Below are 26,428 nucleotides of genomic sequence, written 5' to 3' on the forward strand. Positions count from 1 at the left end.
GTGGTGAGTGACGGTGGTGAGTGATGTCAACGCTCCTCCGCTCCCGCAGCACGTGCGCGTCATGGACATGGGAACTCGATGGCTTCGTGCCCGCCGGCCTGAGATCCGCGCTGTCCGTGGCGGCCCGGATGTCCGCCGTGCTGCGCGAGCACGAGCTGCTCGTACCCGACAGCCTCGAAGGGGACTGGTTCGTGTACGGCAGCGGCGGCACCGGGCTCATCACCCGCATGTCGCTCCAGGGGCCGATCGACGACGAGGACGTACCCTCACGCGTCGAGCGGAGCCGTCCCGCCGGCTTCCCCGACGCGTCGGTGGGGAGCATCCTCGTCATGGGCGCCGGGACCTGGCTCGACGCGACGGGCGAGAAGCGCGGGGAACACCGGCTGGTCGAGCTGACGGTAGCCCCCGACGCACCCGGGATCTGGGCGGAACTGGCCGTCTTCCACGACATCTGGGGCCCGTTCGACTTCCGGGGCGAGCCGCATCCGGACATCGAGCGACAGAACGCCCCACGCCTCACGGCAGCCCTCCGGTCCCTCGACGCGCTGCTGGGCGTCCCCGCCGAGCCCGGCGAGCCGACGTACTTCGGCTCCGCCGAGGGTCACGGCATCAAAGCCCCGGACGTGATCGCCGGCCGCGGCCCCGACCTGACCGACCTTCTCTGACCGCCCTTCTCTGACCCAGGCACGCCGCCGTGCCCCGCGTCGCCGATGTACGCGGCGCGCGGCCGGCCGTGCACCGGGGGCTCACCCCTCCCCCGGTGCCCGTCGACCCGCAGCGGTCCTTCGTCGCGGTCCCCGGGTCGGCCGTGGGCGACGTGCTCGTCGTGTCCTTCGAGTTCGGGCCCCCGAAGGGGCGTTCTCGGCGTGCTTCCCCCCCTCCCCCCCAAGCCGACCACGCCGGTGAGATGTGCGGAGGTGGTGGCCGGGATCCGGCGAAGCCACGGCCGACACGCGGATGGCCATCCCCCGCCGGGGAACGCTTGTCGAACACGGCGGGCTCCAACCTCCCGACGTCATCGCGCGCTTCCGCCGCTAGGCCGTGACCACGGTCATGACCCAGGGGCCTGACGGCCCTCGGTATGACAGCCCTCGGTCATGACGGCCCTCGGTCATAACGATCCTCGGTATGACGGCCCTCGGTCATCGCCCGGTTCGTAGCCGCTGATGACGTACTCGGCCTCGTCGTCGATCGCGTTCTCGTCCTGGTCCAGGGTGATCCGCGAGGGACGCCCGTCGGGGGCGTACTCCACCTCCGCCGTGTCCGCCTGCTCGTCCCAGGCCTTCTCCAGCCGGTCCAGCAGTTCGCCGATCTTGGGGATCCGATCAGGTCCCTGCTCCACCATCCACCGACTGTCGTCGTCGAGGCCGACGGCCTCGGCCACCTTTCCGTCCCGGACCGTCACGCGGAAGGTCCCCGCCAGGACCTGCGACGTCGACGTGAGTGTGTAGACGTACGAGGCGGGCTCGTGCCACGTGATCTTGTTCTGTGCCGTGGTGCCCTTCGCCGAGGCCTTCCCGGTCGATTCGGGAGACGTCTCGCCGTCACAGGCGGCACTCGCCCCCACCGTCCCCGCGATCAGCGCGGCGGCTAAGAACACGGAACGAGCACGGAAGCGTACGACAGTCACGGCGACCCCATTCCTGAGCGGTTGGTGACTATGACGCCGCCCGCCTCCGGAACGTTCGGTTCATTCACAATCCCCGCCCCCGGTGCCGCCCCGCACCGACGCCCCTACAACGCCCGCAACGCCGCTGCCGTAGCCCGAGTCAGACTCTCCAGATACCCCTTCGGCAGCTTCGGCGCCCGCACGACCACCGACCGCCAGTACAGCGGCCCGGAGATCACGTCCAGGGCCAGGTCCTCGTCCACGCCCTGCCGGACCTCGCCCCTCGCGACCGCGGCCGCGAGGATCCCGGTGGCCACGCTCTGCTGGCCCTCCCGCAGCGCCTTCTGCATGGCCTCGGCGATCTCCGGGTTACGGGCGGCCTCGGCCTGGAGGTCGGGGATGATCTGGCCGGCGACCGGGTGGCGCAGGGCGCGGGACGTGACCTCGTAGAGGAGACGGAGGTCGCCCTCCAACGAGCCCGTGTCCGGCATCGGCAGGCCCTGGACGGCCACCGCCGAGACGAGGTCCAGCACCAGGTGCAGTTTGGAGCGCCAGCGCCGGTACACCGCCGTCTTGCCGACGCCCGCGCGGCGCGCGATCCCCTCGATGGACATCCTGGCGTAGCCGACGGCCGCCAGTTCCCCGAAGACCGCCGCCCGGATCGCCTCGGTCACGTCCTCCCGGAGCACGGCCGCCCCGGCGGGGGCCCGGCGGCGCGGCCGTGGCGGCGGCTGCGCTTCGGAGGGGTCGGCGTTCGTCGTCATGCCCCACAGCATAGGGCGTGACGACGAAACGGTTGCGTTCCGACGTCGAATCGGCTTACCCTCACGTTGCGACGATACGGTCCCGTCCCGACGTAAGAGCAGGGCAAGGGCGGCGTAAGAAGCATGAGACGCCGGCAGTCGAACCGCCCGGCAGCGACACAGTCGGACAGCCCGGCACGCGGGACGCCCCCACTAGCGAAAGCAGCGGATGTGAGCCAGGTCCTCCACACACCGCCACCCCCCACGGCGGCCGACCCCCAGGCCGCCCCGGCCGTCCCCGCCGCCCCGGGCGCCCCCGCCGAGACCCCGGCCCAGCTCGCCGAGCGGTACGGCCTCAGCGTCAGCGGGGCCCGCCCCTCCCTCGGCGCGTACGTACGGCAGCTGTGGGCCAGGCGGCACTTCATCACCGCCTTCGCCACGGCGAAGCTGACCGCGCAGTACAGCCAGGCGAAGCTGGGCCAGGTCTGGCAGATCGCGAACCCGCTGCTCAACGCGGCGGTCTACTACCTGATCTTCGGTCTGCTCATGGGCACCAAGAAGGGCGTGCCGGACTACGTCCCGTTCCTCGTGACCGGCGTGTTCGTGTGGACCTTCACCCAGAGCTCGATCATGGCGGGCACCCGGGCCATATCCGGCAGCCTCGGCCTGGTCCGGGCCCTGCACTTCCCCCGGGCCTCGCTGCCCCTGTCGTACTGCCTGCAGCAGCTCCAGCAGCTGCTGTTCTCCATGGCCGCGCTGGTCGTGATCCTGCTGGCGTTCGGGGTGCCGGTCGCCCTGTCATGGCTGCTGATCGTCCCCGCGCTGACGCTTCAGTTCGTGTTCAACGCCGGGGTCGCGATGGTGATGGCGCGGATCGGCGCGAAGACCCCCGACATCTCGCAGCTGATGCCGTTCGTGCTGCGTACCTGGATGTACACGTCGGGCGTGATGTTCAGCATCGACCACATGCTCGACGACCGGAACATCCCGGCCTTCGTCCATCTGCTGCTGGAGTGCAACCCGGCCGCCGTCTACATCGACCTCATGCGGTTCGCGCTGATCGACAGCTTCCACGGGAGCCAACTGCCGCCGCACGTCTGGGCGATCGCCGCGGGCTGGGCGCTCCTCGCGGGCGTCGGCGGGTTCATCTACTTCTGGAAGGCTGAGGAGACGTACGGCCGTGGCTGACATCGACACCATCACCCCCACCTCCACCGTTCCGGGCGCGCGCCAGGAGGCGGCCCCGGACGTTCCCGCCGAACTCGTCCCCACCGTCGTCGTCGACGGCGTCGACATCGTCTACCGCGTCAACGGCACCGGTGCCGGGCGCGGCACCGCCACCGCCGCGCTCAACCGCATCCTGCGGCGGAAGAAGTCCGAGAAGGCGGCCGGTGTGCGCACGGTGCACGCCGTACGGAACGTGTCCTTCACCGCGTACCGGGGCGAGGCCATCGGGCTCATCGGCACCAACGGCTCCGGCAAGTCGACCCTCCTCAAGGCCGTCGCCGGGCTGCTCCCCGTCGAGAACGGCCGTATCTACACCGACGGCCAGCCGTCCCTGCTCGGCGTCAACGCGGCCCTGATGAACGACCTCACGGGTGAGCGGAACGTCCACCTCGGCGGGCTCGCCATGGGGATGTCCCGGGAACAGGTGAAGGAGCGGTACGAGGAGATCGTCGACTTCTCGGGCATCAACGAGAAGGGCGACTTCATCACGCTCCCCATGCGCACGTACTCCTCCGGAATGGCGGCGCGGCTGCGGTTCTCCATCGCCGCCGCCAAGGACCACGACGTGCTGCTGATCGACGAGGCCCTGGCCACAGGTGACCGCTCCTTCCAGAAGCGGTCCGAGGCGCGGATCCGTGAGCTGCGGAAGCACGCCGGCACGGTCTTCCTCGTCAGCCACAACAACAAGTCGATCCGGGACACGTGCGACCGGGTGCTGTGGCTTGAGCGGGGGGAACTCCGTCTGGACGGACCTACGAACGAGGTGTTGAAGGAGTACGAGAAGTTCACCGGCGGGAAGAATTGACTTGCTCCTCGGGCTGAAGCCCGAGGATTCCGGCCTTCTCGACCGAAACCTGTGCCGCTACGCGGCACGGTTTCCGGTCGGGATTCCGTGGCTTCCTGTTTCTTCGCGCTGTGCCAGAACGAGTTCTGGTCTTACCGGCGCTCCGCAGGCTGTTACCGCCAGTCCGGCGGCCGTCTTCACGTTGAGTGCGGCATTGTGGTCCCGGTCGTGGACGGTGCCGCAGGCGGCACAGGCCCATTTTCGGACGTTGAGGGGTTTGGGTCCGTCCTTGACGCCGCAGGTGGAGCAGGTCTGACTCGTCGGCTCGAACCGGCCGATCTTGATCAGGGTCCGTCCGTACCGTTGCGCTTTGTACTCCAGCATGTTCACGAATGAGGCCCAGCCGGCGTCGTGCACGGACTTGGCCAGCCGGGTGCGTGCCAGTCCTGTCACCGACAGGTCCTCCACGGCGATCCCTTGGTTCTCGGAGATCAGCCGGGTGGAGAGCTGGTGGTGGAACTCGTGGCGTGCGTCGGTGACCTCGGCGTGGGCGCGGGCGACCTTCAGCCGGGCTTTTTCGCGGTTCTTCGAACCTTTCTGCTTGCGGGACAGTTCCCGCTGGGCCTTCTTCAGTTTCTTCTCCGCGCGGCGCAGGAACCGCGGGGAGTCGATCTTCGTGCCGTCGGAGAGCACGGCGAAGTGCGTCAGGCCCAGGTCGATGCCGATGGTCTCGTCGGTGTCGGGCATCCGGGCTGCGTCGGCGGCGGGGTCGGTGTCGATGACGAACGAGGCGAAGTACCGCCCGGCGGAGTCCTTGACCACGGTGACCGAGGTGGGGGTGGTGGGCAGAGTGCGGGACCACTTCACCTTCACCGCCCCGATCTTCGGCAGGTTCAGCCGTCCGCTGCCGGTGATTTTCCAGCGGGCGTTCGCGGTGAACCGGATCGACTGGCGGGTGTCCTTGCGGGCCTTGAACCGCGGCGGGCCGGTCCTGGGCCCCTTACGGGTCCCCTTGAGGGAGGCGAAGAAGTTGCTGTAGGCGGTCTCGGCGTCGCGCAGGGACTGCTGCAGGACGACCGCGGAGACCTCGCCGAGCCAGGACCGCTCCACGGTCTGCTTCGCCTGGGTGATCAGCCGTGTGGACAGCTCGCCGATCTTCGGAAACGGCTTCCCGGCCCTGCGGGCGCTCTCGCGGGCGTACACGGCGTCGTTGAACACGACGCGGGCGCACCCGAACGCCTTCGCCAACGCCCTCTGCTGGCCGGTGTCCGGGTACAGCCTGAAGGCGTACCGGAGCTGCATGACGGCCACGCTACATACTTGGGTTATGGGTGAGATGCAGAGGATCAGAACTGGTAGGCACTGTGCTTTCGTGATGCACGTTCACTTGGTCTTCGTAACCAAGTTTCGACACAAGGTGTTCGCCGATGTTCATCTGACGCGCATGGAGGAGATCATGCGGTCGGTGTGTACGGACTTCGAGTGCGAACTGGTGGAGTTCAACGGCGAGGACAGCCACGTCCACCTGCTGGTGAACTTCCCGCCCAAGGTCGCCGTGACCAAACTGGTCAACTCCCTCAAGGGTGTCTCCTCGCGCCGCCTGCGCCAGGAGTTCCCCGACCTCGTACGCCACTACTGGCGGGCCAACAAGCTGTGGTCGGGCTCCTACTTCGCCGGCACCGTCGGCGGCGCCCCGCTCTCCGTGGTCAGGCAGTACATCGAGCAGCAGAACCGGCCGGTGTGAGCACAGCCCGGCTCCGCCGCGGCGGGCCGTCATGACGCTTCGCGCCATGAGTGACGCATGTGCCATCTCCGGCTCCGCCGGAACAGACGCGGCGACGCTCCGCGTCGCCATCGTCAGATTCGCTTCACCCCCGGCGTGAACGCCGAGGCACTGCGAATGAATCCCGGTAGCACCGGGGACGGCGCGGGAGGCAGGCCTACCTCTCCAGGAAGGCGAACAGAGCCTCCCACCTGTCCACGATCTCCTCCGTCCCGTACCGCCGGATGTTCTCCCTCGCCCTGTCGCCCATCCGGTCCCGCAGACTCTTGTCGGTCATCAACAGGTCCAGCTTGCGGGCCAGTTCGCCGGTGTTGCCGGGGGCGACGAGGAGGCCGTCCTCGCCGTCGCGGACTATCTCGTGGACACCGGGGGCGCAGTCGAAGGCGACGCAGGGCACGCCCATCGCCATGGCCTCCATCAGGGCGAGGGGGAAGCCTTCGCCCCGGGACGTGAGGGCGAACACCGAGCCGCCGCGCAGGGCGCCCGGCACGTCGTTCGTACGGCCCATCCAGGACACCGAGTCGTCGAGGCCCAGTGCCGTGCACTGCTTCCTGAGCAGTTCCTCGTCCTCGCCGGAGCCGTGGACGAGCAGGGTCCAGTCGGGGTGGCGGGGGGCCACCTCGGCCCAGGTGTCGAGGAGCATGTCGACGCCCTTCTCGTCGCTGAGCCGGCCGATGCTGACGACGGCCTTCCCGGTGCGCGGCGAGGGCACTTCCGGCACCCAGGGCACGGCGTTGGGCAGGTACGAGGCGTTGTTGAGGCCCTCGCCGATCCACAGGTCGGCGTCCTCACGGGTGAGGACGAGCATGCGGTCGACGTCCCGGTAGTGCTTCAGCACCCGATGGAAGCGCGAGGAGCGCCGTGCCGTCTCGAAGGACTCGTGGCTCATCCCGATGACGGTCAGACCGGCGGTGTCGGCGAGCTTCACCCACTCCATCGCCCACACCTGGGTCACGACGACGACCCCGCCGGGGCGCGCCGCCCGGAAGAGACCGCTCAGCACGGCGGCCCTGTCCCGCATGCTCGCGTCCCGCGCCCGACCGGGTCCCGGCGGCTGACCGTCGTACAACCTGGTGGTGGAGTACGGGAGTTCGCCGAGGTCGTGGGGGTCCTCGGGGGTGGTGATCCCGATGACGTGGACGCGGTGGCCGCGCTCGGTGAGGAGACGGGCCAGGTGATGGGACCAGCTGGTCACGCCGCCCATCTCGTCCACGCTGTTGGACACCAGGAAGACGTCCCGCGGCCCCCTCGCTCCTGCCTCGTCCCGCCCGGTCACTTGTGCCTCCACTCGGAGAAGAACTGGTCGACGACGCTCTGGGCCGCCGTCCCCTTGTCGTACTCGCCGAAGGCGGCCGTGAACCGCTCCCGCGCGGCGGCGTACTTGAGCGTCTGCTCGTCCAGCGACATCGACCGCAGGACGGAGTGCAGCTCGTCCTCGGTGCGCACGATCGGGCCGGGCGCCCGTTCCGGCAGGTCGAAGTAGGTGCCGCGGCCCTCGTGCACGTACTCCTCGTAGTCGTGGGTGAAGAAGAGCATCGGGCGGTCCAGCAGCGCGTAGTCGAACATCACCGACGAGTAGTCCGTGATCAGCGCGTCCGCGAGGGCGAGAACGGGGGTCACGTCGTGGTGGGCCGAGACGTCGATGACCCGGCCCCGGACCGACGGCGGGAGCACGACGTGGTTGAGGTAGTGGGCGCGGACGAGGAGGACGTACTCGTCGCCGAACGACTCGGCGAAGCGCTCCACGTCGAAGGGGAGCGTGAAGCGGCGCTGTCCCTGGTGCCGGAAAGTGGGGGCGTAGAGGAGGATCCTCCTGTCCGCAGGGATGCCCAACTCCGCTGCGAGCGATGGGCGTTCGGCCGCTCCTCTCGCCCGCACGAGCGCGTCGTTGCGCGGATAGCCGACCCTCAGCAGCACCTTCTCCCGCAGCCGGAAGGCCTTCGCCAGGGTGCGGACGTCGTGCTCGGAGCGGATCAGGAAGTGGTCGAAGCGGTCGAGGGTGCGCTGCTGTTCGGCCTGCTCGGCGCGGCTCTTGAGCTTCCAGCCGGGCTCGTCGAATCCCATGCGCTTGAGCGCGGAGCCGTGCCAGGTCTGGATGTAGGTCGTGCCGGGGCGCTTGGTCAGCTTCAGCGGGAAGCTCTGGTTGTCGATCCAGAACTCGGCGCGGGCCAGCGCCCGCAGATACGGCAGTGACCAGCGGCGGACGAGGGTGGCGTCGGCGGGGAAACCCTCCGGGCGGCCCGTGTACGACCACACCGCCTCGAAGTCGAGGCCCTGGCGGCGCATCTCCTCGTAGATCGCCCGCGGGCTGTCGCTGTACTGCCGGCCGAGATGGCTCTCGAACACCACCAGGCGCCGGCGCATCGGCATGCGCCGGAAGACCTCATGGTAGAGACGGATCTTGCTGTCTCCGGAGGCTGCCCTCTTGCGTAGCGTCCTCGCCCTGCGATAGCCCGACTTGGCGAGCCGGCCGGGCGTGCCACGGAGCCCCCGGGTGACGAGGACGGTGGCCTTCTTGTCGGGGACCAGCCGGAACGCGAGGTGGCCGCGGGCGGAGACCTGCGGCTCGACCCGGTCGGCGACCAGTCGCGTAAGGCGCGGGCGGACCGGCAGCGCGCCGGTGGCCAGGCCCGGTTCGGCGGCCGTGAGCCGGCTGGTGGTGCGTTCGCCGTCGACGTCCAGGTGAAGACGGACGTCCCAGACCGCGTCCACGATGCCGAGCGGACGGAGCGTCTTCGAGATGTCCGCGGTGGCCTGCCAGGTGACGTACGGGCCGTCGTGCCCGACGGTCGCCACCGGCACCCGGTAGGTCCAAAAGCGCACGCCGGGACGGCGGGCGTAGAACTCCAGCTCGGCGGTGAGCCGGGCGCCGGGCGGGATGATCCCGAGGGGGTTGGTGACGCGCCCGGCGAGCCGGACGCCGCCGCTGCCCGTCTCCTCGTACCGCGTCAGCTCGTCGCGCAGGAACAGCTTCCCGACCGGGCGGGCGTGGTAGCCGAGTTCCGTGACGTCCAGGACGCGGCGCGCGAACTCCCCTTCCTCTCCGGGGGAGTCCAGGTGATCGGCGCACCAGTAGATCCGGCCGTCGCGTTCGGCGAGCGGTGCGGAGACCTTGTCCCGGTTGGTGAGCGTGTCCACGGCGGGCAGCAGGTTGTCCCAGTCGCTCATCCGCAGCAGGTAGGCGCAGATGGCGTGGATGGGCTCGACCTCGTCGTACGCGGACGGGTCGACCGACGCGAGATAGGCGCGGGCCAGCTCCGCGAACTCCCGGCGGTAGGCCGCGTCCCGGAAGGGCAGGTCACGCAGGTGCAGCACCAGGTCGTGCTTGAGGAACTTGACGTCCTTGTGGAACTTCAGCTCCTCCATGCCCTTGTCGGCGAGGAGCCGGTCCACCCGGCGGTGGATCTCCATGCGGTGCGCGAAGTTGGCGATCTCGGCCCGCCGGTTGCTGATCGAGGCCTCGGCCTTCCCGGAATTCTGGACGACGTTCCAGTCGTAGACCCGGTTGGGGATCAGGGTGATGCGGCGGGCGGCGGCGTACGCCTGGGCGGAGAAGAAGAGGTCCTCGTAGTGGATGCCGACGGGGAACAGCAGGCCGTTGTCGACCAGGAAGTCCCGGCGGTAGCACTTGTTGGTGGACAGGGTGTCGTAGACCAGCAGGTCGGGCAGCTCGGAGATCGAGTCGAGGGTACGGGTGCGGGTGTACAGCCACGGGTACCACTTGACCTCCTTCCGTGTGCGCGTGTCCACGTGGACCCGGACGCAGAGGCCGGAGACGAGGTCGGCGCCGGTGGTCTCGGCGGCCTCCAGCAGGTTCCGGCAGGCGTTGCGCTCCAGGACGTCGTCGCTGTCGAGGAAGAGGACGTACTCGCCGCGGGTCTCACGGATGCCCTGGTTGCGGGGCGCGCCGCAGCCACCGCTGTTCTTGGGGAGCCGGTACGCCCGTACGCGGCCCGGGTGCTCGACGGCGAGGCGGGCGGCCACCTCGTACGAGCCGTCCGTGCTGTGGTCGTCGACGATCACGACCTCGACGCTCCTAAGCGTCTGCTCCAGCACCGAGCGGACGGCCGTGGGCAGCCTGGCCTCGTCGTTGTAGACGATCACGACGACGGACATCGCGGGTCGCTGGTCCACGTCCGCGCTCACCCCATTCATCCCGTTTCACTGCTTCTCCTACCCTCTATAGACCGTGGTGCGGTTGAGGGCCACTTGGGTAGATGTCCGCGCGGGTGCACGGGTTGCCTCATCCGCCACCACCGCGGCCGTCCCGCGATACGCTCCGGAGACAGGCGTGAGCGGAGGGGGCGGTCGATGCGCGGGGTGGTGCCTGAGCCGCTGCGGGTGGAGGATCCGCGGGAGATCGCCGGGTATCCGCTGTACGCCCGGATCGGTGAGGGCGGCATGGGTACCGTCTATCTCTCCCGCAGCCGGGGCGGCCAGCCGGTCGCGCTGAAGCTGGTCCGCCCGGAGTACGCCGTCAGTCCCGCCTTCCGTGAGCGCTTCGCCCGCGAGGTGGCCGCCGGGCGCCGCGTCTCCGGCTACCACCTGGTGCCGATCGTCGACCACGACGCCGGTGCGGAGCGGCCCTGGCTCGCCACCCACTACGTCCCGGGCGTCCCGCTCGACCAGGCCCTGGAGACCCACGGCCCGCTCCCCGTCCCCACCGTCCTGCAGCTGCTGGCCTGCGTCGCGTACGCGCTGGACGCCGTGCACACCGCCGGGGTGATCCACCGGGACGTCAAGCCCGCCAACCTGCTGCTCGCGGCGGACGGGCCCTGGCTGCTCGACTTCGGCATCGCGCGGGCGGCGGGCGCGGCCACCCTCACCACCGCCGGACGCCTGATCGGCACCCCGCGCTACATGTCCCCCGAGCACGCCCTCGGCCGCCGGGTCACCTCCGCGTCCGACGTCTTCGCGCTCGGCCTGATCGCGGCGGTCGCCGCCACCGGGCACCACCCGTACGGCCGCGGCAACCCTCTGGCCATTGCGACCCGTATCGCCGCAACCGACGTCGCCCCGCCCGCCCTGGACGGTGTCGACCGCCCCCTCCTCGACGTCGTCCGCCGCTGCCTCACCGCCGACCCGGCGTCCCGCCCCTCCGCCGCCGCCGTGGCCGAGCACTGCGCCGGCGCGGCCCGCCGGGACGTCCGCGACTTCACTTCCTGGCTGCCGGGCCCCTTCGCCACCTCGGTGACGATCATCGAGACAGCCTTCCGCACCCTGTCCCTGACGGAGGCTCCGACGACGCCGGCCCCACGGCTCTCGGAAGCGCCGACGGCCCGTCAACTCCCGTCGACGGCCCCGATCACCGTGCGGGACGAGGAGTGGCGCCGCAGGGTCCGCCGGGAGCCATAGGGTGCGTTGGCGGGTGCGGGTCCGGTGGGGCTTCTCGCGCAGTTCCCCGCGCCCCTGAAAGACCAGGCCCCGCCGGCCTGGAAGACGGCGGGCCTGGAGGACAGCGGGGCTGGAGGACAGCGGGCCGCTGGGCTGAAAAACACGGGGCGCAGCCCCTGCTTTTCAGGGGCGCGGGGAACTGCGCGACCAGCCCCCACCGAACCCGCACCCGCCGACGCACTCCAGCCACCCCACCCCGTCGCCCCCACAGCCACACGGAACCGCAACACCAGACCCAAGTGTCATAAGTGCCGTATAAGCTTCGAACCGCTCCAAGTGCCCAGCACCGGCACGGGAGTTCGGCACCGTACCGGGGGAGGCTCCCATCAACACCAGCACCGGCGACATCCTGAGCCCGCTGGGACCGCAGGACCCGCGAGAGACAGCCGGCTATCACCTGCAGGCCCGCATCGGCGAGGGCGGCATGGGCACGGTCTACCTGTCCCACACCCGCGGCGGTCAGCCCGTCGCCCTGAAGGTCATCCGCCGCGAGTACGGCCAGGACGCCGACTTCCGCCGCCGCTTCGAGCAGGAGGTCCAGGCGGCCAGGCGCGTGCAGGGCTACCACATCGTCCCGGTCGTCGACCACGACACCACCGGCGAACTCCCCTGGCTGGCCTCGGCGTTCATCGCGGGCATCCCCCTGCACGACGCCCTGGTCGCCTTCGGCCCGCTCCCCCTGCCCGCCGTGTTCCAGCTGGTCGGCTGCGCGGCCCGCGCCCTGGCCTCCATCCACGCGGCCGGCGTCATCCACCGCGACCTCAAGCCCAGCAACATCCTGCTGGGCTCCCAGGGTCCGTTCGTCATCGACTTCGGCATCGCCCGCGCCGCCGACGCCACCCACCTGACCCAGTCCGGCGGCCTGATCGGCACCCCGCAGTACATGTCGCCGGAGCACGCCCTCGGCGAGCAGGTCACCCCGGCGACCGACGTCTTCTCCCTCGGTCTGATCGCCGCCGTCGCGGCCACCGGACGCCACCCGTACGGCGACGGCGGCGCCATCACCATCGCCGCGCAGATCGCCAACACCGCCCAGCGGCCGCCGAGACTCGACGGGTACGACGAGCGGTTGCGCCCCCTGCTGGAGCGCTGCCTGACCGCCGACCCGGCCGCCCGCGCCGGCACCGAGGAACTGGCCGCGCTCTGCCAGGAGTCGGCGGGCCGTGGCCTCGGCGACTTCACCGGCTGGCTCCCGGCACCGCTCACCGCCGAGATCGCCCGCCGCGAGCAGTCGGTCCAGAGCCCGCCGCAGCCGACGGCACCCGAGATGCCCGCCGCACCTCCGGCCGCCCCACCGACCACGGCCCCGGCCCCGGCGGCACAGGGAACCGCACCGGGCACCACCCAGGGCGCGCCCCAGCCGGGCCAGGCCACCGGCTTCGGCCCGCCGCCCCAGACGCAGCCCCCCGGCTACGGCTACCCGCCGCCGGCGACGGACACCTACCACCTCACCCCGCAGCCCGGGGCGGGCCAGGCCCCCGCCCCGGCCAAGAAGAGCCGCCGAGGGCTGAAGGCGGCCCTCGTCGCCCTGGCCCTCGTCCTCGTGGCCGGCTCGGGCGCGGCAGCCGCGGTGTACGTGCTGAACGGAAGGGACAAGGACGGCACCGAGGCGAGCGACACGAAGGGCAGCGGCAAGGGCGACGGCACGGGCAAGGACAAGGGCACCCCGGCCCCCGCTCCCACCGACGACGACGGAAGCGGCGGTGGCGCCGGACAGGACGTCGCCGACCCCTCCGAGTCCGCCACGGTGTCCACGGACACCAAGTTCACCCTGGCCTTCGAGAATCAGTCCTTCGTCCTGCGCACGCCCGCCGAGAACTACACCTACATCGACCTGGACCGGCCGAGCATCGACATCAAGGCCGAGATGAGGGACGAGGCACGGGAGATGTCGATCCAGAACGGCCAGTGGAGCTTCGAGACCACGATGGGCAAGAGCAAGGGCCGCACCCTCCAGCAGTGCCGCACGGGTGCGGACACCGACGCCCTGCCGTCCCTCGTGGGCCCCGACGACTTCGGCAAGGACGGGATCATCCCCGAGGGCTCCCTCCTCTGCACGGTGACCAAGGACGGCAACCTCGCCCTGTACGAGATCACCAAGCTGACCCCGGGTGAGTACAGCTGGGAAGTACCGAGCGTCGAGGGCAAGCTGACGCTCTGGAAGAAGAGCGGCGAGTAGCCCCGGCGGCACGCACACGAAAGGGGGCGCCCCACAGCCGTGGGGCGCCCCCTTCGCCGTACCGCTACGAGTGCGAGCGCAGCAGCGTCCTCATCGTCCGCATCGCCACCGACAGGTTGGCCAGATCGAACGCGTCGGAGCCCTGGATCTCCTCCAGTGTCGTGCGCGCCCGGCCCAGCAGTGCCGCGTTCTTCTGCTCCCACACCTTGAAGCGCTGCTCGGGTGTGGAGGAGCCGTTGCCCGCGGAGAGAACCTCGGCGGTGAGGGACGCGTGGGCCGCGTACAGGTCCTCGCGGATCGCCGCGCGGGCCATGGACTGCCAGCGGTCGGCGCGCGGCAGGTCGATGATGCGGTCCATGAGCTGGGTGATGCTCAGCCGGTCGGCGAGGTCGTAGTACACCTCGGCGACCTCCATCGGCGTCCGGCCGACCCGGTCGGCGACGGCGACGATGTCCAGCGTCGGGAAGGCCGAGGAGAAGCCCGCGACCCGGGTGGCCAGCTCCTCGGGGACCCCGCCGCCCGTCAGCTCGTCGTAGATCTTCTGGTACCACTCCAGGTCCGCGCCGCGCAGCAGCTTGGGCAGCTCGCCCCAGACCAGGTGCACGCCCTCGGAGAAGAACGCGATGGTCTCGGTGAGCTGGAGCGGCTGCGGCCGGTTGTTGAGCAGCCAGCGCGTGCCGCGTTCGACGAGGCGGCGGGAGTGCAGCCGGATCCGGGTCTGGACGGCCGCGTCGACCGTGTTGTCCAGGCCTTCGACGCCGTCCCACACCTCACCCGACCCGAAGATCGCACGGGACGCGGTCTGTGCCCGGACGATCTCCTCCAGCGAGGCCCCGGTCTCCTCCCGCAGCCGGTGCAGGAAGCTCGTACCGCCCGTGTTGACCGTGTCGTTGACCAGCAGGGTCGTGACGATCTCACGGCTCAGCGGGTGGCTGTCGATGTGCTCGGGGAACCGCTCGCCCAGCGCGGCCGGGAAGTACGCGTGCAGCAGCTTGCGCAGGTAGGCGTCGTCCGGCAGCGAGGTGTGCAGCAGCTCCTCGGCGACCGTGATCTTCGTGTAGGCGAGGAGGACGGCCGTCTCGGGGCCGGTGAGGCCCTGCGCGGTGTTGAGCCGCTCACGGATCTGCCGGTCGCTGGGCAGGAATTCGAGCGCGCGGTCGAGGTGGCCCTCCCTGACCAGGTGGCGCATGAAGCGCTGCTGGGCGTGGAGCATGTCCGGGGACTGGGCGAGGGCGTTGGCGATCGCCGTGTTCTGCGCGTAGTTGTTGCGCAGGACGAGGTGGCCGACCTCGTCGGTCATCTCGGCGAGCAGCTTGTTGCGCTGCTTGACCGTCATGTCGCCGTCGGTGACCAGGCCGTTGAGCAGGATCTTGATGTTCACCTCGTGGTCGGAGGTGTCCACGCCCGCGCTGTTGTCGATGGCGTCGGTGTTGACCCGCCCGCCGGTCTGCGCGAACTCGATCCGCCCCAGCTGGGTCAGGCCGAGGTTGCCGCCCTCGCCGACGACCTGGACCCTGAGGTCCCGCCCGTCGACCCGGATGGCGTCGTTGGCCTTGTCGCCGACATCGGCGTGCGACTCGGTCGACGCCTTCACGTAGGTGCCGATGCCGCCGTTCCACAGCAGGTCGACCGGCGCCCGGAGGATCGCCTTCATCAGGTCGGCCGGGGTCATCTTGGCGATCTTGTCCTCGATGCCGAGGACGTCCCGGATGTGGCCGTTGATCGGGATCGCCTTGGCCGTACGCGGGAAGACACCGCCGCCGGTGGAGATCAGATCGGTGTCGTAGTCGGCCCAGCTGGAGCGGGGCAGCTCGAAGACGCGGCGGCGCTCGGCGTACGAGGTCGCCGCGTCCGGGCTGGGGTCGATGAAGATGTGCCGGTGGTCGAAGGCGGCGACGAGCCGGATGTGCTCGCTGAGCAGCATGCCGTTGCCGAACACGTCACCGGACATGTCACCGATGCCGACGACCGTGAAGTCCTCGGACTGCGTGTCGACACCCACCTCCCGGAAGTGCCGCTTGACCGACTCCCAGGCGCCACGGGCGGTGATGCCCATGCCCTTGTGGTCGTACCCGGCGCTGCCGCCGGAGGCGAAGGCGTCCCCGAGCCAGAAGTTGTAGTTCTCGGCGACCCCGTTGGCGATGTCGGAGAAGGTCGCGGTGCCCTTGTCGGCGGCGACGACGAGATAGGTGTCGTCCTCGTCGTGGCGTACGACGTCGGCGGGCGGTACGACCTCGCCCGCGACCATGTTGTCGGTGATGTCGAGGAGCGCGGAGATGAAGGTCTTGTAGCTGCGGATGCCCTCGGCCAGCCACGCGTCCCGGTCCACCGAGGGGTCGGGCAGCTGCTTGGCGACGAAGCCGCCCTTGGCGCCGACGGGCACGATGACGGTGTTCTTGACCATCTGCGCCTTGACCAGGCCCAGGATCTCGGTCCGGAAGTCCTCCCGCCGGTCCGACCAGCGCAGCCCGCCGCGGGCGACCTTCCCGAACCGCAGGTGCACGCCCTCGACCCGCGGCGAGTACACCCAGATCTCGAAGGCCGGACGCGGTGCCGGCAGGTCGGGGATGGCCTGCGGGTCGAACTTCATGGAGACGTAGTCGTGCGGCTTGCCGCCGGCCGCCTCCTGGAAGAAGTTCGTGCGCAGCGTCGCCTTGATGACGGTGAGGAAGGACCGCAGGATCCGGTCCTCGTCGAGGCTCGCCACCTGGTCGAGCGCCGCGTCGACCTCTTCGAGGAGCGCGTCGACGATCTCCCGGCCCGCCCGCTGCCGGTCCGGCGACATCCGCGCCTCGAACAGCGACACGAGCAACCGGGTGGTGTGGACGTTGTTGCGGAGGGTGTCCTCCATGTAGTCCTGGCTGAAGGTCGACCCGGCCTGCCGCAGGTACTTGGCGTACGCGCGCAGCACCATGGCCTGCCGCCAGGTGAGGCCCGCGCTCAGCACGAGCGCGTTGAACCCGTCGTTCTCTGCCTGCCCGGTCCAGGTGGCGGCGAAGGTGTCCTGCACCCGCTCCCGGGCGTCGTCCCCGGCATGGTCCACGCTGCCGGCCTGGGGCCTCGGCATGCGCAGCCCGAAGTCGTAGATCCACGCGGTCGTCCGGTCCGCGCAGCGCAGCTCGTACGGCCGCTCGTCGATGACCTCGACGCCGATGCGGTTGAGGACGGGCAGCACCGCGGAGAGCGAGACGGAGCCGCCCTTGCGGTAGATCTTGAAGCGGCGCTCGTCGGGCGCGGCGCCCACCGGCTCGTACAGGCTGAGCTCGAAGTCCTCGTCCTGCTCCAGCGCTTCGAGGCGCACGAGGTCCGCGACGGCCGAGCGGGGGTTGTGGTCGGCCTTGTACCCCTCGGGGATGGCATTGGCGTATCGGCGCAGCAGTTCGGCGGCCCGCTCCTCGCCGACCTCGGTGTTGAGCGCCTCGGCGAACCCGTCCGACCAGGACCGGGCGGCCTCCACCAGCTTGGCCTCCAGGCGGTCCTTGTCGGCGTCGCTGAGGTGCGGCAGCTCGGTGCCGGGCTGGACGCGGACCACGAAGTGCAGCCGGGAGAGGATCGACTCGGTGTTCATGGCGGTGAAGTCGACGCTGATGCCGCCCAGTTCGTCCTTCAGGATGTCGATGATCCTGAGGCGTACGCCGGTGGTGTAGCGGTCGCGCGGCAGGTAGACGAGGGCGGAGTAGTAACGCCCGTACTCGTCCTGACGGAGGTAGAGCCGCAGTCGCCGGCGCTCCTGGAGGTAGAGCACGGAGGTGACGATGGACCGCAGCTCGTCGGCGGAGGTCTGGAACAGTTCGTCGCGCGGGTAGGTCTCCAGGATCTGGAGCAGGTCGCGCCCGTCGTGACTGTTGGGTGAGAACCCGGCGCCCTTGAGGACGTCGTCGACCTTGCGGCGGACGACGGGCACCCGGCGTACGGACTCGGTGTAGGCGGCCGAGGAGAACAGTCCGAGGAAGCGCCGCTCACCGACCACGTTCCCCTCGGCGTCGAACTTCTTCACGCCCACGTAGTCGAGGTAGGACGGCCGGTGGACGGTGGCCCGGCTGTTGGCCTTGGTCAGGACGAGGAGCTTGTGCTCCCGGGCCTTGGCGCGGGCGTCGGCGGGCAGCCGCTCGAAGGAGGAGCTGACGGGGTGGTGGTCGTGCCCGGCGTGGTGCGGGTCGGAGCGCAGGATGCCCAGCCCGGTACCGGCGACGGCGGCCAGGGAGTCGTCCTCGCGCAGTTCGTACTCGCGGAAGCCGAGGAAGGTGAAGTGGTCGTCGGCGAGCCAGCGCAGCAGCTCGCGGGCCTCCTCCACCTCCTGTTCGCGCAGGTCGTCGGCGGTGTGCTCGGCGGGCAGCCCGTCGGCGATACGGACCGCCGCGTCCCGCATCTTCTCCCAGTCCTCGACGGCCTCGCGGACGTCGGACAGGACGCGCAGCAGATCGTTGTTGATCTGCTTGAGGTCCGCCCGGTCGGTCTCGCGGTCCATCTCGACGTGGATCCAGGACTCGATGTGCGCGTCGTGCGGCAGCGTCTCACCGGCGGCCACGGCCGCGGCCGCCGCGGCGACGGCGGCCGGTTCGATGACCAGCTCGACGAGCTTGCCGGTGACGTCCCGGCGTACGACGACCTGCGGGTGGATGACGACGTGGATGCCGCGCCCCTGCCGTGACAGCTCGTTGGTCACGGAGTCGACGAGGAAGGGCATGTCGTCGGTGACGACCTCAACGACGGAGTGGCTGCACGTCCAGCCGTTCTCCTCGACGGTCGGGGTGTGGACCCGGACATTGGCCGTGCCCTGGGGGCGGTTCTCGGCCAGCCGGTAGTGGGAGTGTGCGGCTCCGAAGACGTCGACCGGGTCACGGCCGCTCAGGTCCTCCGGGGCGGTGTGCAGGTAGTAGCGCTGGAGGAACGCGAGCACGGTGTCGTGGTCCGGGATGCCGGACGTACTCTCGCTCGTCGTCCCAGTCGGTAGATACCCCCCGACCGGGCTGTTCTCAGCTACCCGGGCGGCCCGTTCGAGCAGCTCGGCCTTGGCTTCGTCCAGCTTGGTCTGCATTGTCCTCTGGCTCCTGTCGCGCGCCGTTGCGAGACGTAGAAGGAAGTACGAACTCGTCCCCTCCGACGCGCCACCACGACACGGGGTGTCCGGTCTGCTTCGACGCTATGCCGCAGGGTGAGATGAGCGGGGGGTAATCAGCCATTCTCGGTACCCGACAGGGATGTGACGCTGCTCTCGACACCGTCCGACCAGTGGGTGTACCCGGCGTCCCGGGAGCCCTGGTGGCTCCCTCCCGCCCGCGAGGACCAGCGACCGCCGCCCGGACACGGATGTCGTCCGTGTGCACCGGGCGCAGGGCAGGGACTACGAGGTCCCCGCGAGTTATCGCGCTGATCACGCCACAAGGCTATCCCTCCGGACGGGGGGCACGTCATGAGCCGTATGTGTACAAAACAGGGGGTCGAACTTTGACGTTCTGCACAGTACCCATCGCGCACTTTTGAGCTTACCTCCGCGCAACCGAGCTTATACGCGCTTTCCCCGGACCCCGAATCCGCACCCCCCTTGGTGAAACCCTCACCCGGATGCTCGTTGCCCAGGAAGCCCTGGCCCTGTACGGGGAGGCCCCGCCGGAGCCGGCTCGAACCCGGCCGCGCACGCGGCCCGGCTCGACCCCGGCCGCGTGCGCGGCGGTGCCGCACTCCCGAGGGGGAGCCCTCCATGACGGCCAAGACAGGGGCGTCGCCGTCGTCGTCCCCGGCGGCCGGGCCTCGGAGTACCTCCGCAACGACCCCGAGCCGCATCATGGACCGCTTGCTCGCCGCCGCCGTGGACACCTCGCACGGCAGCCGCGTCACCGCCGCGCCCGCCCTCGAACCCGACCCACAGGCCGCCTGGCTCGACCTTCGGGGACGCCGCGACCGTCGCCGACGGCACCCTCGTGACGCAAGGGGGCGGGGCGGGGCAGGGCAGACAGGGATACGGAAGGGTGCTGACCGCCTGGGCCGTTTCTGACGGCTCTTGAAGCCGTTCGTGAGCGGTCACGGACGAGTCCCGTGAGGCGGCCGGCGCCTCACGAGTCTCCTCGCGCGGCGCCGATCGGCCGGATGATCTCCGACCAAGAGCCATCAGAAGCGCCCTAGGCGGCCAGTCGCTCGGCCTCCGCGACGGCCTCCTCCAGGGTGTCCACGACGGGCACCCCGACCCACTCCAGACTGGCTCTGCTGTGGGAGCCCCCGGTGTAGAGCACGGCCTGCGCTCCCACATGCCGGGCGGCGACGGCGTCATCGGCGGCGTCCCCGATCACGACGGTCCGTCTCGGCTCCACACCCACGAGCCGGCGCAGATGCCGCACCATGTGCTCGGCCTTGCTGCCCCCGGAGGGCCCGGTCCGCCCGTCGACCCGAACGAAGTGCGGTTCGATCCCGAAGCCCCGGACCAGCGGAACCAGTTCCTCGTGCACATACATGCTGAGAATCGACTGACTGCGCCCCGCCGAAAGCCAGTCCGCGAGCAGCGCCGGCACGCCCGCGGTCAGCCCACAGGCCACCCGATGCTCCGTGTAGTACCGGTGGAAGACCACATCCATGGCCTCCCACTCCTCATCCGTGGGCAGCCGCCCGATCAACCGCTCATAGAACTTCGGCACCGGCACGCAGTACAGCTCCCGGTACCGCTCCAGCGTGATCGGCTCGATCCCCAACTCCGCGAACGCCGCGTTCGTCGCCCCGATGATCGCCTCGTTGTCATGGAACAAGGTCCCGTTCCAGTCCCAGACGATATGCGCCCCGACTCCGTTCATCCCCATACCCAAAACGTACCCTTCACCACCGACAACCCATTCCCAGCCACCACCCAGGCCGTACCTGCCTGCGGGCAATCGCGCCGCTAAGGACGGCACGGGCGAGCGCAGCGACACCCGGCAAACACCGGCGAACGAGAACCGCCCCAGCCCCAGCCCAAGCGGGGGGCGCCACGACCATCGCCCCACCGAGAAGGCACCCAGACCACACACGACTGCGGGCAATCGCGCCGCAGCCCAGCAGGCCAACACCTTCCAAAACACGGCCAAACGGCGGCACGGGCGAGCGCAGCGACACCCGGCAAGCACCGGCGAACGAGAACCGCCCCAGCCCCAGCCCAAGCGGGGGGCGCCACGACCATCGCCCCACCGAGAAGGCACCCAGACCACACACGACTGCGGGCAATCGCGCCGCAGCCCAGCAGGCCAACACCTTCCAAAACACGGCCAAAGGACGGCACGGGCGAGCGCAGCGACACCCGGCAAGCACCGGCGAACGAGAACCGCCCCAGCCCCAGCCCAAGCGGGGGGCGCCACGACACCACCCCCGGCCGGAACGCTCAGCCCCCCAGCCCCACCAGGTTGGGAATCTCCTGCGTCGCGTACCAGAGCAACTCGTGATCGTCCGCCCCGTCCACGATGAACTGCGCGTCGTCGTCCCCCTGATCCGCCGCCCCCAACGCGTCCGCGGCCTCCCCCACCTCCCCCTCGGCCTCCGCCGAGTCCACATGCACCGCCGCGGCCTTGCCCAAGGACACCGGCCCGGCAACCCGCACCTCTCCGAGCGCCACCGGATCGAGCCCCCGGTCAGGATCGGCCACCGCGTCCCGGTCGGCCACGTCCAGGGCTACGACGACCCGCCGCCGAGCAGCTCCCGGATCCACGGCAACCAGCCGCAACGACGCGAGCGCCGCCCGGTTCAGCGCCGCGTACTCCAGCTCCTCGATGTCGTCGGAGAGATACCACTCCCGCAGAGCCGGCGTGACGGCGTACGCGACGAACGCCCCCTCCCCCAGCTCACCCGTCTTGTACGCCTCGGCGAGCCCGGGAAGGGTCAGGGGGACGTAGACGCGCATGGCAGGCCGCTTTCGTAGTCGTGATCTCGGAACGCCTCGGAGTGTTTCCGCGGCTCGCTCCAGCGGCTCGGTCCAGCGATGCGTCCCGGTTCGCCGCAGAGGTCCCCGCGAAGCCTCCGGAGGGCCTTCAGGATACGTGCGGGCGTCCCCTTTCGAGCCCCCGCCCAACCCTCCGGACGCGTCCACCCAGGGCCCGCCACCTCACCCGGCACACCCCCGCCCCTCCCGGCCCGAACCCCCTCACCGTCACCCTGATAGGTGAACATCGGGCAGCCCCCGGCAGCCTCCCGCGCTCCTTGCCACGACCCCCTCCGGCCTCGTACAAGATCCCCATCGCCAAGTTACCGACTGGTACCCGCGGCCTCACCGACGAACGGGGATTTCCATGAACAAGGTCATGACCAGGACCAAGCGCAACCCCGGCACCCGCCCACCCGTCCGCCACGACACCCGCCGTCCCGGCCGCACCCCGGCCCGCACGGCGCCCACCCCACCCCTCGCCGGACCCGTCTCCCACCCCCGGCCCACCGACCGCTTCGCCGACCTCCTCCTCTCCGTACTGAGCGGCCGCCGCCCGGTCCACAGCATGCTGCGCCACACCGCGGGAAGGGCTTACGACGAACTGGCCTGGCTGGCCGAACGCGGCACCCTGCGCACCCCTCACGGCGCCCACCCCGTCGTCCGCGACATCGGCTACTACGTGGCCGGCCCTGGCTCCCTGGAGGTCTTCGCACGCATCGGCGCGGGCGACCGCCTCCGCGCCATGGCCTTCCGCCTGGAACACGGCCCCGACCACCGCTGGCGCTGCACCGCGGTGGAACTCGGCGGCCCCAGGCTCCCCCACTCCGACGACGACTGAGCAACGGCCCACGGCAGCCCCCGGCCGAGAACACGAAGGGCCGGGCACCCGAAGATGCCCGGCCCCTCAAAGCCTCACTGCCTACAGCTCACACTCACCCCGCGGGGAACGTACGCATGCCGCATGCCGCACGGAACGCGCTCGCCCCCAGGGGAGCAACCTCACTTCTTACGGCGGCGGCTGGTCTTCCCCTGCTGCTTGCGGCGCTCCGCGCGGGTGAGGCCATCGGCCTCGGAGCGAACGGGCTCGTCCTCGGGAAGGTCTCCCTCGACGATGCCGCCCTCGCCGTCGACGGTCGGCGCGGAGAAGTGGAGGCGGTCACGGCGCTGCGGGGCCTCCAGGCCCTTGGCACGGATCTCCGGCCGGGAGGCACCCGCCTGGGCCGGCACCGCGTCGCTCTTGTCCAGGGACGGCTTCGTGTCCTCGACCGGGACCTCCTCGACCTGCTGCTCGACCTGGACCTCCAGGTTGAACAGGTAGCCGACGGACTCCTCCTTGATGCCCTCCATCATCGCGGTGAACATGTCGAAGCCCTCGCGCTGGTACTCGACCAGCGGGTCCTTCTGGGCCATCGCGCGCAGGCCGATGCCCTCCTGGAGGTAGTCCATCTCGTAGAGGTGCTCACGCCACTTGCGGTCCAGCACGGAGAGAACGACCCGGCGCTCCAGCTCACGCATGATCTCGGAGCCGAGCTGCGACTCACGCGCCTGGTACTGCTCGGTGATGTCGTCCTTGATGGACTCGCCGATGAACTCGGCGGTCAGCCCGGCCCGGTCCCCGGCTGCGTCCTCCAGCTCATCGACGGTGACCTTCACCGGGTAGAGCTGCTTGAAGGCGCCCCACAGCCGGTCGAGGTCCCACTCCTCGGCGAAGCCCTCGGCGGTCTCGGCGGTGATGTACGCCTCGATGGTGTCGTCCATGAAGTGCTGGATCTGCTCCTGCAGATCCTCGCCCTCCAGGACGCGGCGCCGCTCGCCGTAGATGACCTCACGCTGCCGGTTGAGGACCTCGTCGTACTTGAGGACGTTCTTCCGGGTCTCGAAGTTCTGCTGCTCGACCTGCGACTGGGCCGAGGCGATCGCTCGGGTGACCATCTTGTTCTCGATCGGGACGTCGTCCGGCACGTTCGCCATGGACATCACGCGCTCGACCATCTGGGCCTTGAAGAGCCTCATCAGGTCGTCGCCCAGCGACAGGTAGAAGCGGGACTCGCCGGGGTCGCCCTGACGGCCGGAACGACCACGCAGCTGGTTGTCGATGCGCCGGGACTCGTGCCGCTCGGTGCCGAGGACGTAGAGCCCGCCGAGGTCCTTGACCTCCTCGAACTCCGCCTTGACCGCTTCCTCCGCCTTCGCGAGGGCCTCGGGCAGGGCGTGGGCCCACTCCTCGATGTGCTCCTCGGGGTCGAGGCCGCGCTGGCGCAGCTCCGCCTCGGCGAGGTCGTCGGGGTTGCCGCCGAGCTTGATGTCCGTACCGCGGCCGGCCATGTTGGTGGCGACGGTCACGGCGCCCTTGCGGCCGGCCTGGGCGACGATCGTCGCCTCCCGGTCGTGCTGCTTGGCGTTGAGCACCTCGTGCTGGACGCCGCGCTTGCTCAGCTGCTGGGACAGGTACTCGGACTTCTCGACCGACGTCGTACCGACGAGGATCGGCTGGCCCTTCTCGTGCTTCTCGACGATGTCGTCGACGACCGCCTCGAACTTCGCGACCTCGGTGCGGTAGATCAGGTCGGACTGGTCCTTGCGGACCATCGGCCGGTTGGTCGGGATCGGGACGACGCCGAGCTTGTAGATCTGGTGGAACTCGGCGGCCTCGGTCATCGCCGTACCGGTCATGCCGGACAGACCGGGCTGTTCCTTGCCGTTGTGGTCGTGGCGCTTGTAGAGGCGGAAGAAGTTCTGCAGGGTGATCGTGGCGAGCGTCTGGTTCTCGTCCTTGATGTCCACCCCTTCCTTCGCCTCGATCGCCTGGTGCATGCCCTCGTTGTAGCGGCGGCCGGCGAGGATACGGCCGGTGTGCTCGTCGACGATCATGACTTCGCCGTCCATGACGACGTAGTCCTTGTCCTTCTTGAAGAGCTCCTTGGCCTTGATGGCGTTGTTCAGGTAGCCCACCAGAGGCGTGTTCACCGACTCGTAGAGGTTGTCGATGCCCAGCCAGTCCTCGACCTTGGAGACGCCGGACTCGTGGATGGCGACCGTGCGCTTCTTCTCGTCGACCTCGTAGTCGCCGGTCTCCTCGATGCCCTTGAGCGGCTGGCCGGGCTCGCCCTTCTTCAGGCGCGTGACCAGCTTGGCGAAGTCGCCGTACCACTTGGTGGCCTGGTCGGCCGGGCCGGAGATGATCAGCGGCGTACGGGCTTCGTCGACGAGGATGGAGTCGACCTCGTCCACGATCGCGAAGTTGTGGCCGCGCTGGACGAGCTCGTCCTGGGACCACGCCATGTTGTCGCGGAGGTAGTCGAAGCCGAACTCGTTGTTCGTGCCGTACGTGATGTCGCAGGCGTACTGCTCGCGGCGCTGGGCCGGCGTCATGTTGGCGAGGATGCAGCCGACGCTCAGACCCAGGAACTTGTGAACGCGGCCCATCATCTCGGAGTCGCGCTCGGCCAGGTAGTCGTTGACCGTGATCAGGTGGACGCCCTTGCCTGACAGCGCGTTCAAGTACGCGGGCAGCGTGCCGACGAGGGTCTTGCCCTCACCGGTCTTCATCTCGGCGACATAACCGAGGTGCAGGGCGGCGCCGCCCATCATCTGCACGTCGTAGTGGCGCTGGCCGAGTGCGCGCTTGGCGCCCTCGCGCACGGTGGCGAACGCCTCGGGGAGCAGGTCGTCGAGGGTCTCACCGTCGGCGTACCGCTGCTTGTACTCCTCGGTGAGGGCCCGCAGCTCGGCGTCGGAGAGGTCGACGAAGTCCTCTTCGATGGAGTTGACCTGGTCCGCGATGCGGTGCAGCTTGCGCAGGATTTTGCCTTCGCCTGCACGCATGATCTTCGAGAGGACGGACACGGGGGTTTGTCTCCTTGCCGGTCGGGCCTGGGGAGGGTCGGTTCAATGACAGTTGGCAGACTTGAATCACAGCTTGAGCAACGGCCATCGTAAGCGAGGACCCCGCCGTGCCGGGAGGTCTGGCAGTGACAGCTACCAGGACAACGGGCAGGCGTTGCGGATGGTGCCGCGTTCCACCCACGAAATGCGCGATTTGTGACCGCCTCGCACACCGCACCCCCTCACCGTCCGCGGAACGGCCTCGCACGGGATGGTGCCCTTCCGCCGCACCGAGCAGAATCGCCCGATGGAACCCGTCACCCTGACCACCGAGCGTCTGCTGCTGCGCACCGTGGACCGGCGCGACACCGACACGGTGTACGCGGCTGCGCAGGACCCGGACATCCAGCGCTGGACCACGATTCCCTCGCCGTACCTGCGCGAGCACGCGGAGGGTTTCGTCGAGCGGGCCGTTCCCGAAGGCTGGGCCACCGCCTCGATGTTCACCTTCGGCCTCTTCCTCCCCGCCGGGGAGCTGGCGGGGATGCTCGGCATCACCATGCGCTCCCTCGGCACCGGCGAGATCGGCTTCTGGGCCACCAAGGAACACCGCCGCAACGGCTACATCACCGAGGCCACCCGCGCCGCCGCCCACTGGTCCTTCACCGCCCTCGCCCTCGACCGCCTCGAATGGCGCGCCGAAGTGGGCAACACCCCCTCCCGCTCGGTCGCCGAGCACACCGGCTTCACCCTCGAAGGCACCCTCCGAGCCGCCCTCAACAACAACGGAGTCCGCCGCGACTGCTGGGTAGCCTCCTTGCTCCCCTCGGACCTGGGCCTGCCTTCGGCGGCGCCCTACCTACCGGCACGGGGATGAGCCACCTGCCGTAGCTGCGAGGAGCCATGCCACTTCTGTCGTGGTCACGGGCCAACGCGCCGCTCTGTCATGGTCACGGGCCAACGCGCCGCTCTGTCATGGTCACGGGCCAACGCGCCGCTCTGTCA

At 69.8% G+C, this 26,428-nt stretch carries 17 protein-coding genes; 8 read left to right on the forward strand and 9 right to left on the reverse strand.

The genetic code is table 11. The features are described from left to right. Positions 1 to 23: 23 nt before the first annotated feature. Complete coding sequence (locus OG858_RS17840; RefSeq protein WP_319321656.1) at positions 24 to 665, forward strand: hypothetical protein; 642 nt, start codon at positions 24 to 26, stop codon at positions 663 to 665. A gap of 446 nt (positions 666 to 1,111) precedes the next feature. On the opposite strand, the gene OG858_RS17845 is transcribed toward OG858_RS17840, so the two are convergent. Together OG858_RS17845 and OG858_RS17850 are read right to left on the reverse strand one after the other, a co-directional pair. Next, positions 1,112 to 1,630, reverse strand: a complete 519-nt coding sequence (locus OG858_RS17845; RefSeq protein WP_319065004.1) for a DUF6174 domain-containing protein — start codon at positions 1,628 to 1,630, stop codon at positions 1,112 to 1,114. A gap of 104 nt (positions 1,631 to 1,734) precedes the next feature. Continuing rightward, a complete protein-coding gene (locus tag OG858_RS17850; protein WP_046708682.1) occupies positions 1,735 to 2,373 on the reverse strand; it encodes a TetR/AcrR family transcriptional regulator in 639 nt (212 codons plus the stop codon). 210 nt (positions 2,374 to 2,583) lie between these two features. Between OG858_RS17850 and OG858_RS17855 the strand changes: the two genes are divergently transcribed. After that, a complete protein-coding gene (locus OG858_RS17855) occupies positions 2,584 to 3,540 on the forward strand; it encodes an ABC transporter permease (RefSeq protein ID WP_319065005.1) in 957 nt (318 codons plus the stop codon). Between the two features lie 10 nt (positions 3,541 to 3,550). Further along, entirely contained in the window at positions 3,551 to 4,384 is an 834-nt protein-coding gene (locus tag OG858_RS17860) for an ABC transporter ATP-binding protein (protein ID WP_408059478.1), read from the forward strand. Positions 4,385 to 4,441: 57 nt separating this feature from the next. Here the strand turns inward: OG858_RS17860 and OG858_RS17865 are convergent, their stop codons facing one another. Continuing rightward, positions 4,442 to 5,665 carry an RNA-guided endonuclease InsQ/TnpB family protein gene (locus OG858_RS17865; RefSeq protein WP_319268120.1) on the reverse strand — a complete coding sequence of 408 codons (1,224 nt, stop codon included), beginning with the start codon at positions 5,663 to 5,665 and terminating at the stop codon, positions 4,442 to 4,444. 25 nt (positions 5,666 to 5,690) lie between these two features. Here OG858_RS17865 and tnpA point away from each other — a divergent pair, with 25 nt between their 5' ends. Next, a complete protein-coding gene (gene tnpA / locus OG858_RS17870; RefSeq protein WP_319268117.1) occupies positions 5,691 to 6,107 on the forward strand; it encodes an IS200/IS605 family transposase in 417 nt (138 codons plus the stop codon). 196 nt (positions 6,108 to 6,303) lie between these two features. Here the strand turns inward: tnpA and OG858_RS17875 are convergent, their stop codons facing one another. Both OG858_RS17875 and OG858_RS17880 read right to left on the reverse strand, forming a co-directional pair. After that, entirely contained in the window at positions 6,304 to 7,422 is a 1,119-nt protein-coding gene (locus OG858_RS17875) for a glycosyltransferase (protein WP_086750914.1), read from the reverse strand. Continuing rightward, a complete protein-coding gene (locus OG858_RS17880; protein ID WP_328544719.1) occupies positions 7,419 to 10,301 on the reverse strand; it encodes a bifunctional glycosyltransferase/CDP-glycerol:glycerophosphate glycerophosphotransferase in 2,883 nt (960 codons plus the stop codon). The genes OG858_RS17875 and OG858_RS17880 overlap by 4 nt, the downstream gene beginning before the upstream one ends. A 156-nt stretch (positions 10,302 to 10,457) precedes the next feature. Here OG858_RS17880 and OG858_RS17885 point away from each other — a divergent pair, with 156 nt between their 5' ends. Together OG858_RS17885 and OG858_RS17890 are read left to right on the forward strand one after the other, a co-directional pair. Next, positions 10,458 to 11,501 carry a serine/threonine-protein kinase gene (locus OG858_RS17885; RefSeq protein WP_179201272.1) on the forward strand — a complete coding sequence of 348 codons (1,044 nt, stop codon included), beginning with the start codon at positions 10,458 to 10,460 and terminating at the stop codon, positions 11,499 to 11,501. Between the two features lie 463 nt (positions 11,502 to 11,964). After that, entirely contained in the window at positions 11,965 to 13,719 is a 1,755-nt protein-coding gene (locus OG858_RS17890) for a serine/threonine-protein kinase (RefSeq protein ID WP_456243135.1), read from the forward strand. A 64-nt stretch (positions 13,720 to 13,783) separates the two neighbouring features. On the opposite strand, the gene OG858_RS17895 is transcribed toward OG858_RS17890, so the two are convergent. The 3 genes from OG858_RS17895 to OG858_RS17905 all read right to left on the reverse strand — a co-directional run bounded on the left by OG858_RS17895 (position 13,784) and on the right by OG858_RS17905 (position 21,577). Next, positions 13,784 to 18,757, reverse strand: coding sequence for an NAD-glutamate dehydrogenase (locus OG858_RS17895; RefSeq protein ID WP_086746346.1), 4,974 nt, complete (start codon positions 18,755 to 18,757; stop codon positions 13,784 to 13,786). Positions 18,758 to 19,838: 1,081 nt separating this feature from the next. Beyond that, on the reverse strand, positions 19,839 to 20,507 hold the full coding sequence (locus OG858_RS17900) for an HAD family hydrolase (protein ID WP_319065006.1): 669 nt from the start codon (positions 20,505 to 20,507) through the stop codon (positions 19,839 to 19,841). A 554-nt stretch (positions 20,508 to 21,061) separates the two neighbouring features. Further along, positions 21,062 to 21,577 carry a DUF6912 family protein gene (locus tag OG858_RS17905; protein WP_319065008.1) on the reverse strand — a complete coding sequence of 172 codons (516 nt, stop codon included), beginning with the start codon at positions 21,575 to 21,577 and terminating at the stop codon, positions 21,062 to 21,064. Positions 21,578 to 21,962: 385 nt separating this feature from the next. On the opposite strand from OG858_RS17905, the gene OG858_RS17910 reads away from it, so the two are divergent. Further along, entirely contained in the window at positions 21,963 to 22,436 is a 474-nt protein-coding gene (locus OG858_RS17910; protein WP_319065009.1) for an Rv3235 family protein, read from the forward strand. 161 nt (positions 22,437 to 22,597) lie between these two features. Here the strand turns inward: OG858_RS17910 and secA are convergent, their stop codons facing one another. After that, on the reverse strand, positions 22,598 to 25,444 hold the full coding sequence (gene secA / locus OG858_RS17915) for a preprotein translocase subunit SecA (RefSeq protein WP_327724168.1): 2,847 nt from the start codon (positions 25,442 to 25,444) through the stop codon (positions 22,598 to 22,600). A gap of 286 nt (positions 25,445 to 25,730) precedes the next feature. Between secA and OG858_RS17920 the strand changes: the two genes are divergently transcribed. Beyond that, a complete protein-coding gene (locus OG858_RS17920) occupies positions 25,731 to 26,300 on the forward strand; it encodes a GNAT family N-acetyltransferase (protein ID WP_086751859.1) in 570 nt (189 codons plus the stop codon). The last annotated feature ends 128 nt before the right edge of the window (positions 26,301 to 26,428 follow it).

The organism is Streptomyces europaeiscabiei, assembly GCF_036346855.1.
GTDB lineage: Bacteria > Actinomycetota > Actinomycetes > Streptomycetales > Streptomycetaceae > Streptomyces > Streptomyces europaeiscabiei.

What these genes read in the sequence shown, in the direction of transcription:
- OG858_RS17840 (WP_319321656.1), top strand. Translation starts at nt 24, where the DNA reads ATGTCAACGCTCCTCCGCTCCCGCAGCACGTGCGCGTCATGGACATGG.
- OG858_RS17850 (WP_046708682.1), bottom strand. Translation starts at nt 2,373, where the DNA reads ATGACGACGAACGCCGACCCCTCCGAAGCGCAGCCGCCGCCACGGCCG.
- OG858_RS17865 (WP_319268120.1), bottom strand. Translation starts at nt 5,665, where the DNA reads ATGCAGCTCCGGTACGCCTTCAGGCTGTACCCGGACACCGGCCAGCAG.
- tnpA (WP_319268117.1), top strand. Translation starts at nt 5,691, where the DNA reads ATGGGTGAGATGCAGAGGATCAGAACTGGTAGGCACTGTGCTTTCGTG.
- OG858_RS17880 (WP_328544719.1), bottom strand. Translation starts at nt 10,301, where the DNA reads ATGAATGGGGTGAGCGCGGACGTGGACCAGCGACCCGCGATGTCCGTC.
- OG858_RS17885 (WP_179201272.1), top strand. Translation starts at nt 10,458, where the DNA reads ATGCGCGGGGTGGTGCCTGAGCCGCTGCGGGTGGAGGATCCGCGGGAG.
- OG858_RS17890 (WP_456243135.1), top strand. Translation starts at nt 11,965, where the DNA reads ATGGGCACGGTCTACCTGTCCCACACCCGCGGCGGTCAGCCCGTCGCC.
- OG858_RS17895 (WP_086746346.1), bottom strand. Translation starts at nt 18,757, where the DNA reads ATGCAGACCAAGCTGGACGAAGCCAAGGCCGAGCTGCTCGAACGGGCC.
- OG858_RS17900 (WP_319065006.1), bottom strand. Translation starts at nt 20,507, where the DNA reads ATGGGGATGAACGGAGTCGGGGCGCATATCGTCTGGGACTGGAACGGG.
- OG858_RS17905 (WP_319065008.1), bottom strand. Translation starts at nt 21,577, where the DNA reads ATGCGCGTCTACGTCCCCCTGACCCTTCCCGGGCTCGCCGAGGCGTAC.
- OG858_RS17910 (WP_319065009.1), top strand. Translation starts at nt 21,963, where the DNA reads ATGAACAAGGTCATGACCAGGACCAAGCGCAACCCCGGCACCCGCCCA.
- OG858_RS17920 (WP_086751859.1), top strand. Translation starts at nt 25,731, where the DNA reads ATGGAACCCGTCACCCTGACCACCGAGCGTCTGCTGCTGCGCACCGTG.